The sequence below is a fragment of the Sinomonas albida genome, from assembly GCF_004919045.1.
Lineage (GTDB): Bacteria > Actinomycetota > Actinomycetes > Actinomycetales > Micrococcaceae > Sinomonas > Sinomonas albida.
Genome location: NZ_SWDW01000022.1, coordinates 1 through 12,610, shown reverse-complemented (window position 1 = coordinate 12,610; position 12,610 = coordinate 1). Strand labels below are relative to the sequence as shown.

At 72.1% G+C, this 12,610-nt stretch carries 12 protein-coding genes and 1 rRNA gene; 1 reads left to right on the top strand and 12 read right to left on the bottom strand.

The window, feature by feature from the left end; translation table 11 throughout:
- The first annotated feature begins 15 nt into the window (after positions 1–15).
- A complete protein-coding gene (locus E6A26_RS16890; protein ID WP_136612377.1) occupies positions 16–1,167 on the top strand; it encodes a bifunctional 2-methylcitrate synthase/citrate synthase in 1,152 nt (383 codons plus the stop codon).
- 13 nt (positions 1,168–1,180) lie between these two features.
- Here E6A26_RS16890 and E6A26_RS16885 read toward each other — a convergent pair whose 3' ends face one another.
- From E6A26_RS16885 to rrf, 12 genes are all read right to left on the bottom strand, one after another.
- A complete protein-coding gene (locus E6A26_RS16885; protein ID WP_136612376.1) occupies positions 1,181–1,657 on the bottom strand; it encodes an 8-oxo-dGTP diphosphatase in 477 nt (158 codons plus the stop codon).
- A gap of 64 nt (positions 1,658–1,721) precedes the next feature.
- A complete protein-coding gene (locus tag E6A26_RS16880) occupies positions 1,722–2,693 on the bottom strand; it encodes a site-specific tyrosine recombinase XerD (RefSeq protein WP_136612375.1) in 972 nt (323 codons plus the stop codon).
- Entirely contained in the window at positions 2,693–3,340 is a 648-nt protein-coding gene (locus E6A26_RS16875) for an NUDIX domain-containing protein (RefSeq protein ID WP_136612374.1), read from the bottom strand. Before E6A26_RS16875 ends, E6A26_RS16880 begins: the two co-directional genes overlap by 1 nt.
- Before the next feature lie 6 nt (positions 3,341–3,346).
- A complete protein-coding gene (locus E6A26_RS16870; RefSeq protein WP_136612373.1) occupies positions 3,347–5,104 on the bottom strand; it encodes a CTP synthase in 1,758 nt (585 codons plus the stop codon).
- Complete coding sequence (gene recN, locus E6A26_RS16865; protein ID WP_136612372.1) at positions 5,104–6,894, bottom strand: DNA repair protein RecN; 1,791 nt, start codon at positions 6,892–6,894, stop codon at positions 5,104–5,106. Before recN ends, E6A26_RS16870 begins: the two co-directional genes overlap by 1 nt.
- Positions 6,891–7,964, bottom strand: a complete 1,074-nt coding sequence (locus tag E6A26_RS16860; RefSeq protein ID WP_136612371.1) for an NAD kinase — start codon at positions 7,962–7,964, stop codon at positions 6,891–6,893. The genes recN and E6A26_RS16860 overlap by 4 nt, the downstream gene beginning before the upstream one ends.
- Entirely contained in the window at positions 7,961–8,785 is an 825-nt protein-coding gene (locus E6A26_RS16855) for a TlyA family RNA methyltransferase (protein WP_136612370.1), read from the bottom strand. The genes E6A26_RS16860 and E6A26_RS16855 overlap by 4 nt, the downstream gene beginning before the upstream one ends.
- Position 8,786: 1 nt before the next feature.
- Positions 8,787–8,936, bottom strand: coding sequence for a hypothetical protein (locus E6A26_RS17685; protein ID WP_168928774.1), 150 nt, complete (start codon positions 8,934–8,936; stop codon positions 8,787–8,789).
- Between the two features lie 120 nt (positions 8,937–9,056).
- Complete coding sequence (locus tag E6A26_RS16850; RefSeq protein WP_136612369.1) at positions 9,057–10,043, bottom strand: HAD-IIA family hydrolase; 987 nt, start codon at positions 10,041–10,043, stop codon at positions 9,057–9,059.
- A 1-nt stretch (position 10,044) separates the two neighbouring features.
- A complete protein-coding gene (locus E6A26_RS16845; protein WP_136612368.1) occupies positions 10,045–10,992 on the bottom strand; it encodes a tetratricopeptide repeat protein in 948 nt (315 codons plus the stop codon).
- Positions 10,989–11,951 (bottom strand): hypothetical protein, encoded by a 963-nt coding sequence (locus E6A26_RS18180; protein WP_456114979.1) that lies wholly within the window; start codon positions 11,949–11,951, stop codon positions 10,989–10,991. The genes E6A26_RS16845 and E6A26_RS18180 overlap by 4 nt, the downstream gene beginning before the upstream one ends.
- A 584-nt stretch (positions 11,952–12,535) precedes the next feature.
- Positions 12,536–12,610, bottom strand: a 5S ribosomal RNA gene (gene rrf, locus E6A26_RS18175); the annotation flags it as partial.

The following is a 12,610-nucleotide window of genomic DNA, read 5'->3' as shown; positions in this document are numbered from 1 at the left end:
ACGAAGGAGCCCGCTATGACGCAGCAATCCAACACCGACGAGATCAAGAAGGGTCTCGCCGGGGTGGTGGTGGACTACACCGCCATCTCGAAGGTCAATCCCGAGACGAACTCCCTGCTCTACCGGGGCTACCCCGTCCAGGAGCTCGCGGCGCGGTGCAGCATGGAGGAGGTCGCCTACCTGCTCTGGTACGGCGAGCTCCCCACGCACGAGCAGCTCGCGGCGTTCGAGCAGCAGGAGCGCGCCGGCCGCGCACTCGACCCGCTCCTCAAGTCCATCGTCGACGAGCTGCCCACCACGGCGCACCCCATGGACGTCTGCCGCACCTCCGCGTCCGTGCTCGGCGCTCGCGACTCGCTCGCCGCGGACTCGTCGCGCGGGGCGAACATCGCCAAGGCCGTCGCACTGTTCTCGGCCATGCCCGCCGTCGTCGCCTACGACCAGCGGCGCCGCCGGGGCGAGCAGCCCATCGAGCCCCGCGCCGACCTCGGCTATGCCGCGAACTTCCTCTGGATGACGTTCGGGGTCGAGGCCGCGCCCGAGGTCATCCGCGCGTTCGAGGTCTCGATGATCCTCTACGCCGAGCACTCGTTCAACGCCTCGACGTTCACGGCGCGCGTCGTGACGTCCACGCTCTCCGACCTCCATTCCGCGGTCACCGCCGCGATCGGCGCGCTCAAGGGCCCGCTGCACGGCGGGGCCAACGAGGCCGTCATGGAGACGTTCGAGGAGATCGGGATCGACCCGAACGAGTCCCACGAGGATGCCAAGCGCCGTGCCAAGGACTGGATGGACCAGGCCCTGGCCGAGAAGAAGAAGATCATGGGCTTCGGGCACCGCGTCTACAAGCACGGCGACTCCCGGGTCCCGACCATGAAGGCCGCCCTCGACGACCTGATCACGTACTACGGCCGGCCCGAGATCCTCGGCCTGTACGACGGGCTCGAGCAGTCCATGGACGAGGCCAAGGGCATCAAGCCCAACCTCGACTACCCCACCGGCCCGGCGTACCACCTCATGGGCTTCGACATCCCCACGTTCACGCCCCTGTTCGTCGCGAGCCGGATCGTCGGCTGGACGGCGCACGTCATGGAGCAGCTCGAGAGCAACTCGCTCATCCGCCCGCTCAGCGCCTACAACGGCCCCGACGAACGGCACATCGACTGAAGAGTCGAACAACCTAGCCGAGGACAGCGAAACGGGCCACCGTCTCGTTGTCCTCGGCCATTTCCACGAGGAAGTCGGCGACCCTCCCGGACAGCACGATCGGGAGCCAGTGGTCGGCGTCCTGCCACATGTCGGTGAGCGGCAGGGCATCGACGGGGTACCACGCGGGAGCGATCTCGTCCGTCTCGCAGACCTCGCCGGACCACGCCGTGCACGTGTACATGGTGCACTCCATGTCCCACTCTGGCCGGGCCGGGAAACGGAAGTCCACGGTGCCTCCGGGTCGGACCGCCGCGCGGTCGAGCACGACGCAGGCCTCTTCATGCAGCTCGCGCACGGCCGCCTCCGCCGGGGACTCTCCCGGCTCGACGTGCCCTCCCAGACCCACGACCTTGCCTCGGCCGAAGCCCCGCTTCTTGCGACCGAGCAGGACCTCGCGGCCGGCGGCGCCGTCGCGGAGCAGGAAACACAGTGCGACGGGGGCGCCCACTAGGCCGCTGCTCCCGAAGAGCCCGGGGCGCGCATCAGCGCCGCCCTCGAGGACCCAGCGCCCATCAGCCCCGCGCCCTCGGGTGCGCCGCGGCGTAGACCTCGCGGAGCGTATCCGCCGTGACGAGCGTGTAGACCTGCGTCGTCGTGACGGACGCGTGGCCGAGGAGCTCCTGGACCACGCGGACGTCGGCGCCGCCCTCGAGGAGATGCGTCGCGAACGAATGGCGCAGGGTGTGCGGCGAGACGTCGCGCCCGATCTGCGCGCGTTCGGCGGCGTCCTTGAGGATCGTCCACGCGCTCTGGCGGCTCAGGCGCCCGCCGCGGGCGTTGAGGAAGAGCGCCGGCGTTCCGGGCCCCTTCGTCGAGAGGAGGGGCCGGGCGCGGACGAGGTAGTCGTCCACGGCCCGCGCGCCGTACGAGCCGAGTGGGACGAGCCGGGCCTTCGATCCCTTGCCGAAGAGCCGTACCACGGAGGGTCCGCCGTCGTCCTCGCCGCTGAGCCGGACGTCGTCGACGTCGAGCCCCACGGCCTCGCTGATGCGCGCGCCGGTCGAGTAGAGGAACTCGAGCAGGGCGCGGTCCCGCAGGCCTGTCGGGGAGTCTGCGGACGCGGCTTCGAGGATGCGTGCCACGTCGTCCACCGGGATCGCCTTGGGGAGCCGCTGGCCCGGCAGCGGCGGGTGGACGTCCGCGGCGGGATCACCCGCGGTCGTCCCCTCGAGAGCCCAGAAGCGGTGCAGCCCGCGGACGGCGACCACTGAGCGGGCCGCCGATCGCACTCCGAGAGGCGTGCCGCCGTCGGCCCCGTCCCGCAGCGCCTCGGCGAAGCGCGCCACGAGCTGGAGGGTCACCTCTCCGGGGGCGCCGATCCCGGCGGCGGCCAGGTAGTCGGTGTACCGGCGGAGGTCGCGCCGATAGGCGGCGAGGGTGTTGGCCGCGAGGCCGCGCTCGACGGCGAGATGCCTCAGATAGTCGCCGACCGCGGCGTCAACGGCCGACGGCGGGCGGGACGGTTCGGGTGCCTCCCCCGCCATCAGCGCTGGGCCGGGTGGGCGGGCCAGGGCGCGTCCCCCGGGCGGAGCTGCTCGAACGCATCCCGCCGGGCGGCGGCAGCGAGGACGGCGACGACGGCGCTCGGGTTGTGCAGGCGCCCGTCGAGCACCGCGGCCACCGCCTCGTCGAGCTCGACCCACGCGAACTCGATCTCCGATTCCTCCGCCGTCCGCTCATGACGCTCGTGGTGCGGAATCTCCGCGAGCCCGCGGGCGAGGTAGATCCGGATGGCCTCGCTCGAGGAGCCGGGAGAGGTGAAGAAGTCGACGAGGACGTGCCACTCGGACGCCGTGAGGTCGGCCTCCTCGGCGAGCTCGCGCGCCGCGGCGTCGAGGTTCGACTCGCCGTCGACGTCGAGCAGGCCGGCCGGGATCTCCCACAGGTCCATCCCGACCGGGTGGCGGTACTGGCGGAGCATCAGGACCCGCCCCTGCTCGTCCATGGGCAGGATGGCGACGGCCCCCGGGTGCTCGATGAAGTCCCGGCGCAGCGGCTCAGAGCCGGGCGCGAGCTCGAACGTGTCGGAACGGACGTCCCAGATCCTGCCCTCGTAGACGGGCTCCGACGCGAGCACGCGCCGCGGGCTGAGCGAATCCTCGAGGTGCGGCCGCGGCGCGTGCGTCGTCACGGACGCCTACTCTGCCCGCTGGGCCGCGGAGGCCTTCGCGGTCTTCTTCGGCTCCGCCTTCGCCGCGGAGGCCGAGACGCCCTGCTTCCGCTCGAGCGCGGCTCGGACGAGCCCCACGAAGAGCGGGTGCGGGCGCGTGGGGCGCGAGCCGAGCTCGGGGTGTGCCTGCGTCGCGACGTAATACGGGTGCACGTCGTGCGGGAGCTCGACGAACTCGACGAGCTTGCCGTCCGGCGACGTACCCGAGAACACGAGCCCCGCCTCGGAGAGCTGGCCGCGGTACGCGTTGTTGACCTCGTACCGGTGGCGGTGGCGCTCCGAGACCTTCGTGACCCCGTAGGTCTGCGCGACGACCGAATCGTCCTGCAGCACCGCGTCGTAGAGGCCGAGGCGCATCGTGCCGCCCATGTCCCCCTTGCCCTCGACGATCTCGAGCTGCTCGGCCATCGTCGCGATGACCGGGTACTTCGAGTTGGGCTCGAACTCGCTCGACGACGCGCCCTCGAGGCCCACGACATTGCGCGCGTACTCGATGACCATGCATTGGAGGCCGAGGCACAGGCCGAGGGTCGGGAGCTGCTGCTCGCGCGAATGCGTGAGCGCGCCGAGCTTGCCCTCGAGGCCGCGGATGCCGAAGCCGCCCGGGACCACGATCGCGTCGACGCCGGCGAGCGCGTTCTGCGCGCCCGTCGGAGTCTGGCACTCGTCGGAGGCGACCCAGCGGATGTTGACCTTGGTGTCGTTCGCGAACCCGCCCGCGCGGAGCGCCTCGGTCACGGACAGGTACGCGTCCGGGAGGTCGATGTACTTGCCCACGAGCGCGATGTCGACCTCATGGGCCGGCTCGTGCACGGCCTTGAGGAGGCGGTCCCACTTGGTCCAGTCGACGTCCTTGAAGGGCAGGTCCAGCGCCCGCACGATGTACGAGTCGAGGCCCTGCGAGTGGATGACCTTCGGGATGTCGTAGATGCTCGGCGCGTCGGGGCAGTTCACCACGGCGTCCGTGTCGACGTCGCACATGCGCCCGATCTTGTCCCGCATCGCGTCCGGGATCTGGCGGTCCGAGCGGACCACGATCGCCTCGGGCTGGATGCCGATCGAGCGGAGAGCGGCCACGGAGTGCTGAGTCGGCTTGGTCTTGAGCTCCTGCGACGGCCCGATGTAGGGCACGAGGGAGACGTGGAGGAAGAACACGTTGCCGCGGCCCACGTCCTGGCGGACCTGGCGGGCCGCCTCGAGGAACGGCTGCGACTCGATGTCGCCGACCGTGCCGCCGATCTCGGTGATGATGACGTCCGGGGCGTCGGGGCCCTCCGCGGGGAGGCGCATCCGGCGCTTGATCTCGTCGGTGATGTGCGGGATGACCTGGACGGTGTCGCCGAGGTATTCGCCGCGGCGCTCCTTCGCGATGACCGTCGAGTAGACCTGGCCGGTCGTGACGTTCGCGGAGCCGTCGAGGGACTCGTCCAGGAAGCGCTCGTAATGCCCGATGTCGAGATCCGTCTCGGCGCCGTCTTCGGTCACGAAGACTTCGCCGTGCTGGAACGGGTTCATCGTTCCGGGATCGACGTTGAGGTAGGGGTCGAGCTTCTGCATTGTCACCGAGAGCCCGCGCCCGCGCAGGAGATGTCCGAGGCTCGACGCCGTCAGACCCTTCCCCAGCGACGAGGCGACGCCTCCGGTCACGAAGATCTGCTTGGTCGTCTTGTCGGCGTCTGAGAACCGTGAATGAGAGCGATGCACCACGGAATTCGAGCTTATCATCACTTCGCCGCCCGGGCCCGGGTTCCTGCGCGCGCCGTTTTGCGCGGCGGCCCCTCGCGGTCCGCGCGCGCGTCGTCGAGGAGTTCCTGGGCGTGGGCCCGCGCCGAGGCCGAATCCTCTTGGCCCGCGAGCATCCGCGCCAGTTCGACCACGCGTTCGTCCTGTCCGAGGAGCGACACGTCGCTGGACGTGAAGCCTGCAACCCCTTCCGAGCCGCGCTCCCCCGATGCGACCGAGTTCTTCGTCACACGGATGTGACGGTCGGCGAACGCCGCGACCTGCGGCAGGTGCGTCACGACGAGGACCTGCACGTGCCGGGCGAGCATCGCGAGGCGGCGGCCGATCTCAACCGCAGCGCGCCCGCCCACACCGGCGTCCACCTCGTCGAAGACGAACGTCGGCACCGGATCGACGGCCGCGAGGACCACCTCGATCGCGAGCATGACGCGCGAGAGCTCGCCGCCCGACGCGCCCTTGCCGAGCGGCCGGGCAGGTGCGCCGGCGTGCGGCTGGAGCATGATCGAGACCTCGTCGGCACCGAGGGGACCGAGATCGGCGGTCTCCTCCACTCCGACCTGGAGCGTCGCGTCGGGCATCGCGAGCGCCGTGAGCTCTGCGCTCACGCGCTCGGCGAGCTGGGCCGCCGCGTCGCGCCGGCGCGCCGTGAGCTCGGCGGCCAGAGAGCGGAGCTGTTCCTCGTCGCGCGAGACCTGCTCCGTGAGCGCCTCGATGCGACCGCCGTCGTCCTGGAGCTCGTAGAGGCGCTTCTGGCCCGTCTTGGCCCACTCGATGACCTCGTCGACGGTCGGCGCGTACTTCCGCACGAGGTTCCCGAGCGCCGCGCGGCGCTCCTCGACCTCCGCGAGCCGCTGCGGTCCCTCCGCGTCGAGCGACGCACCGTAGCTCGCGAGCTCCTGCGCGATATCGGCGAGGACATACCCCACCTCGGCGAGCCGTTCGCTCGAGGCGGCAAGGGCGGCGTCGTGCTCTGCAACGTGCTCGAGCGCGCGCTTGGCGGCGTCGACGAGCGTCGTCGCGTCCCCGGCTTCCCCGAAGTCCTCGGCGACGAGCGCCTCGTGCGCCTGCTGCGCCGCGAGCCGGAGGCCCTCGAGGTTGGACAGCCGCACCGACTCGGCCTTGAGCCGCTCGTCCTCGCCCGGCTGTGGATCGACGGCGGAAATCTCCTTGAGCGCGGCCTCGAGCGACTCCGCCTCGCGGAGGCGCTCACGGGACGCCGAGGTCAGCTCGTCCAGCTCCCTCTGCGCCGCGTTCCAACCCCTGTACAGCGCGGCGTACTCGCCGAGCCGGCTTCCGAAATCCTCGCCGGCGAAGCGATCGAGCGCCTCCCGCTGCGCCGCGGCGCTCTTGAGCCGCAGCTGCTCGGACTGCCCATGGATGACGACGAGCTGGCCGCCCACCTCGGCGAGCGCGCCGACGGGCGCGCTGCGGCCGCCGAGGTGCGCACGGCTCCGGCCGTCCGCACCGACCGTGCGTGCCAGCAGGAGGTCGGCGGCGCCGTCGTGCTCGTCCACCTCGGCGCCGGCCTCGATAGCGCGTTCGACGGCGGTGTGCCCCGCTTCGAGGCGCACGCTCGCCTCAGCGAGCGCGGACTTGGCGCCGACCCGCACGGCGCCCGCGTCGGAGCGCCCGCCGAGGAGCAGGCCGAGGGCCGTGACGACCATGGTCTTCCCAGCGCCGGTCTCGCCCGTCACGACGCTGAGGCCGGGGCCGAGCGGGAGCGTCGCGTCGGCGATGACTCCGAGGTCGCGAATCCGCAGTTCCTCGATCACTCGGCTGTGCCCCTCTCCGCCTCGTCGGCTCCCGCCTTGGGCGTTCCCGCCTCGTCCGTTCCCGCCTCATCGGTGCCCGCCTCGAAGGACTCCAAGGGGCCGAGGCTCCTTCCCGTCCATGGCTGCGCGGGCAGTTCCGGCACCGGGATGGCCCCGTTGGTTCCGACCGGAGCCGGGCCGCGCCAGCCGTGGATGGGGAGCTCGAACTTCCGCACGAGGCGAGCCGAGAACGGCGTCGCGCTGATCCGCGCGAGCCGCACCGGCCGGGCGGAGCGGGTCACCTCCACGCGCGCACCCGGCGGAAGGTCCACGCAGCGGCGACCGTCGCACCACAGCACGCCCTGCGCGTCGGTCCGGTTGAGGATCTCGACGGCGAGCCGCGAGTGCGGGGAGACGACGAGCGGGCGGGCGAAGAGCGCGTGGGCGCTGATCGGCGCGATGAGCAGGGCCTCGACCTCCGGCCACACGACCGGACCGCCCGCGGAGAAGGCATAGGCCGTGCTTCCGGTCGGCGTCGCAAGGACCACGCCGTCGCAGCCGAAGGAGGTGAGCGGCTTGCCGTCCACCTCGGTGACGACCTCGATCATGCGTTCCCGGCTGGCCTTCTCGATCGCCGCCTCGTTGAGGGCCCAGCTGTGCGCGACCTTGTGCCCCTGGACCCAGACCGTCACGTCGATGGTCATGCGCACCTCGACGGAATAGCTCCGGCTCGCGATCCACTGCACCGTCTGGGCGAGGTCAGCGCGCTCGCTCTCGGCGAGGAAGCCCACGTGCCCCAGGTTGACGCCGAGGAGCGGCACGTCGACCTCGCGAACCAGCTCCGCGGCGCGGAGGATCGTGCCGTCGCCGCCGAGCACCATCACGAGCTCCACGTCGGCGAGCTCCACGTCCGTGCCGAGGAGCTCTGTCGGGTGGTCGAGGCCTCCGAAGTGGACGTCGAGATCGTGCTGCTGCTGCGGCGACATGACGGGCACGAGCCCTGACCCGTGGAGCTGGGCGCACGCCTCGCGGGCCGCGATCATGGATTCCTCGCGCCCAGTGTGCGCGAGGACGAGCACGCGTCGGCTCATGCTGGTCTCTCCCCTCGTGCCGTCGCCCCGGGCCAGACCGTCGCGAGCAGCTCGTCGACGGACGCGCCCGAGGCGGCTTCCCCGGTTCCGGTCCTCGTCAGCCACAGGAAGTATTCCACGTTGCCGTCCTGCCCCGGCAGGGGGCTCTCCGCGAGGCCGCGCAGGCCCAGTCCGGCGCCGAGCGCGGCGGTGGCCACGCTCGCCACCGCGCGGCGCCGTTCGGTCGGCGAGCTCACGACGCCGGTCCTTGCGAGCCGCTCCCGGCCCACCTCGAACTGCGGCTTGACCATGAGCAGGAGGTCCCCGCCGGGCACCGTGCAGGCGGCGAGGGGCGCCACGACGAGCGTGAGCGAGATGAAGGAGAGATCGGCCACCGTAAGCTGTGCCGGGCCGCCGATCGTCACAGGCTCGAGATCGCGGACGTTGAGGCCCTCGTAGACCTCGACGCGGTGATCGAGGCGCAGGCGCTCGACGAGCTGGCCGTGGCCCACGTCGACGGCCGCCACGTGGGTCGCGCCGCGCTCGAGGAGCACGTCGGTGAAGCCGCCGGTCGACGCCCCGGCGTCGAGGCAGCGGAGGCCTCGCGGATCCACCGCGGGAAAGCGTTCGAGGGCGCCCGCGAGCTTGAGGCCCGCGCGGCTCGCGTAGCGGTCGTGCTCCGAGGATTCGACGCCGATGGCGTCGCTCGGGGCGACCGCCTGGGACGGCTTCCCGGCGATCCGGCCACCGACCGTCACGTGGCCGTCCGCGACGAGCTTCGCGGCGTGGGTGCGGGACCTGGCGAGGCCCCTGCGGACGAGTTCGAGATCGAGCCGCAGCACGCTAGCCCTCCGGCTCCTCGTCGAGGGCGGCCGCGAGGGCGTCGTGGAACCGTTCGAACGCCTCGGCGCGCTGGGGGCCCTCGAGCGACTGGGCCTCCTCGAGGACGCCCAGGGCGCGGTCCACTGCGGGGGACACAGGTTCCTGGCTCATGCCCTCCAGCTTATCGAGGAGACGGACCTCAGCTGGGAACCACCCGTCGGAGTCATGGCTCACTGCCGGGGCGGTTGAGGGCATCTCCTCCCGAGGAACGCACCCATCGACCGTGCGGAGTCAGGACTCCCAGACGAGCTCAGGCGACGTGGGCTCGTCCGTGTCGGGGCGGGCGGCCCACCACGCGGCGCAGGCCGCGCGCCAGGCGTCGAGATCGTCGGGGCTGCCGCTCACACGGAGCACGTTCCCGTGGAGGCGAGCCTCGGAGTCCCCGGCCCGCCACGCGCCGTCGTCCGTGTGGGGCTCGGGGTACGGAGCGTACAGCTCGGCGAGCGTGCCGAGGATGTAGCGCGGCCGCTCTGCGGTGCGCGCCGCCAGGATGGTTTCCTTCGTGTCGACCCCCGTCAGGACGGCGGCCGTGGCGAAGCCCGCGCGGTTGCCGCCGAGGATGTCCGTGTCGAGCCGGTCGCCCACGACGACGGGCCGATGGGCGCCCAGCCGCTCGGCCGCGGCAACGAACAGGGGCGCCTCCGGCTTGCCTGCCACGAGGGGCTCGCGGCCCGTGGCCCCGCGCACGGCGTTCACGAGGGCGCCGTTGCCGGGGGCGATCCCACGAGCCTGCGGGATCGTCAGATCCGTGTTGGTCGCGACCCACAGGGCGCCTGCGGCGACCGCGTACGAGGCCTCGGCGAGGTCTCGCCAGCCGAGGTCCGGACTGAACCCCTGGATCACGGCGACGGGGGCGTCCTCCGCGGATCTCACGGGGACGAGACCGCGCAGCTCGACCTCGTGCGCGAGCGCGCGGCTCCCCGTCACGAGGACAGGGGACCCCTTCGGCACCTTCCGGGCGAGCAGCTCGGCGCCCGCCTGAGCCGAGCTCACGACGTCGTCGTCCTCGGCGGGCGCGCCGAGCTCGCGGAGGTGGGCGGCCACCTCCGCGGGCGAGCGCGACGCGTTGTTCGTGACGTAGCCGAGGCGGACGCCGCGCGCCGCGAGGCCCCGCAGGGCCTCGGGCGCGCCAGGGATCGCATGCGGACCCGCATACACGACGCCGTCGAGGTCAGAGAGGACCGCGTCGAACGCGTCGATGAACGCCTCGGCCGCCACGTCAGTCGCGCCCCGCGTCCGTCTCCGGCCCGGACTCGCCCTCCGGGGCTTCCCCGGGCTCCTCGCCAGACTCCGCGGCTTCGCCAGGCGCGGCGTCGTGCTCGGTCACGCCGATCTCGTCCTCGGCGAGGCCATGCGCCTCGGAGGACGCGCCGGACTCGGCGGACTCAGAGCCGGCCGCAGGGCCGCCGTCCTCGTCATCGTCGTCCGAGCCGACGTACTCGTCCGAGTCATCGGCGTCGTCCGCACTAGCGGACGCTGCCTCCTCGTGCGACGGCCGCCCAGCCTCTTCCTCATCCTCTTCGTCCGAGCCGAAGTCCAAGATGTCCGGCTCTTCGAACTCGCCGACACCGAGCGCGCTCTCCGCGACGCCGATCTGGCGGTACCACTTCGCGGCCTCGTCGGCACGGCCCGCCGCCGTCAACGCGTCGGCGTAGGCCTCGAAGAGGCGCGGGCTGAACGAGAACGCCCGGTTGATGTCGAGCTGCGGCACCTCGAGCTCCTCGACCGCACCCGCGACATCGCCCATGTCGGAGCGGGCACCGGACGCGACGATGGCGAGCTCCACCTTGCCGGCCGTGTCGAGCATGTCCCGCTCGTCCGAGCGCGTGAGCTCGAGCGCCTTCTCAGGCCGGCCGAGGCCACGCTCGCAGTCGGCCATGTGCGCGAGGTGGATGCTCGAGCCCGTGATGCGGCGGAACGTGCGGAACTCACGGAGTGCGTCGTCGTACCGGCCCGCGGCGTAGGCGGTCATGCCCACGGCCTCGCGCACCGCGCCGATACGTCCGCCGCGACGGCTCGCCGCCAGGGCATGCTGGAAGGCCGCCTCGGGGTCCAGGTCGATGAGGCGACCGGCCATGACGAGGTGCTTGGAGACCCACTCGCTGCTGCGGCTCTCGAGGGTACGGAGCTGGGCGACGGTAGCCCGGTCGAGCTCCTTGCCGGTCACATCAGGATCGATCTCGGGCGAACGCTCGCGATCGGGGCGGTTCGAGACGCGAAGATCCGCTGCGTTGTGATCGCGCGGCGACTCGGGCTGCTCGGCCTCGGGGCCGTGCCCGTCGCGGGCCGGGCGCGCACGATCGCGGTCGAAGCGCGGACGATCACCACGTTCGACGCGCGGGCGGGAGCCCCGCTCGCCGCGGTCGCCACGCTGGAAGCCAGGACGGCCGCCACGGACACCGTCGGGCCGACGCGCACCGCGGTCCTCACGACTGGTGGAAGGGCGGCCCTCGCCGCGGTCGCCGTAGGGACGACGCTCGCCACGATCCTCACGATCGAAACGCGGACGATCACCGCGGTCGCCGTACGGGCGACGCTCGCCGCGATTGTCGCGGTCGAAGCGCGGACGATCCCCGCGATCACCATACGAGGGACGCTCGCCGCGGTCCCCGCGGTCCCCGAAGGGGCGGCGCTCGCCGCGGTCCTCACGATCGAAACGCGGACGATCGCCGCGGTCGCCATACGGGCGACGCTCGCCGCGATCCCCCCGGTCACCCTGCGGACGGCCCTCGCCGCGATCCCCGCGGTCACCCTGCGGATGGCCCTCGCCGCGGTCGCCGCGGTCGAAGCGCGGACGATCACCACGGTCGCCGTACGGGCGACGCTCGCCACGGTCGCCGCGATCACCATACGAGGGACGCTCGCCGCGGTCACCGCGGTCACCGAAGGGCCGGCGCTCGCCACGGTCTCCATACGAGGGACGCTCGCCACGATCTCCGCGCTCGCCCCGGTCACCGAACGGTCGGCGGTTCCCACGATCGCCGAAGGGGCGGCGCTCGCCGCGGTCCTCACGGTCGAAGCGCGGACGATCACCACGGTCACCGCGGTCGCCAAACGGACGGCGCTCGCCGCCCTCGCGATCGAAACGCGGACGATCGCCGAAGGGACGACGCTCGCGGCGATCACTGCGGTCGCCAAACGGACGGCGCTCGCCCTGACCCGACGGGCGGTACGAACGGCGCTCGCCACGGTCCTCACGGTCGCCGAAGGGACGGCGCTCGCCCTGCCCCGAGGGGCCAGACCGACGGTCGCCACGATCACTGCGGTCGCCGAAGGGACGGCGCTCGCCCTGCTCCGAGGGGCCAAACCGACGGTCGCCACGCTCTCCGCGGTCGCCGTACGGACGCTCGTCGCCCGACTCAGAACGGCGGTCACGGAACCCGCGCGGCTTACCGCCCGAGTTGTTCGCACCACGGAAACCGCCACCACCCGAGCGATCGGAGCCCCGACCCGACCCGGCGCCGCGACGTGGGCCACCAAACCCCCGTCCGCCCTGACCGCGTCCGAAGTCCTCTGCCATGTGGTTCCTTTCCTTGTGCCGCCGCGATTCTCTGGCAGCGAGTGGTGCGATCCGAGGACCGCTCATGTCTCGACAGTGCGTGCACCCTTTCAGGGCGAAAAGCTGACATCCAGTCTAGTTGGTACTGCGCGCTGTCCCGTTAAATGCCTGAGGGCCCCACGTCGGTGTGGGGCCCTCGGGTTGGGGTGTTGTCCGGCGGTGTCCTACTCTCCCACACCCTGGCGGGTGCAGTACCATCGGCGCTGTGGGGCTTAGCTTCCGGGTT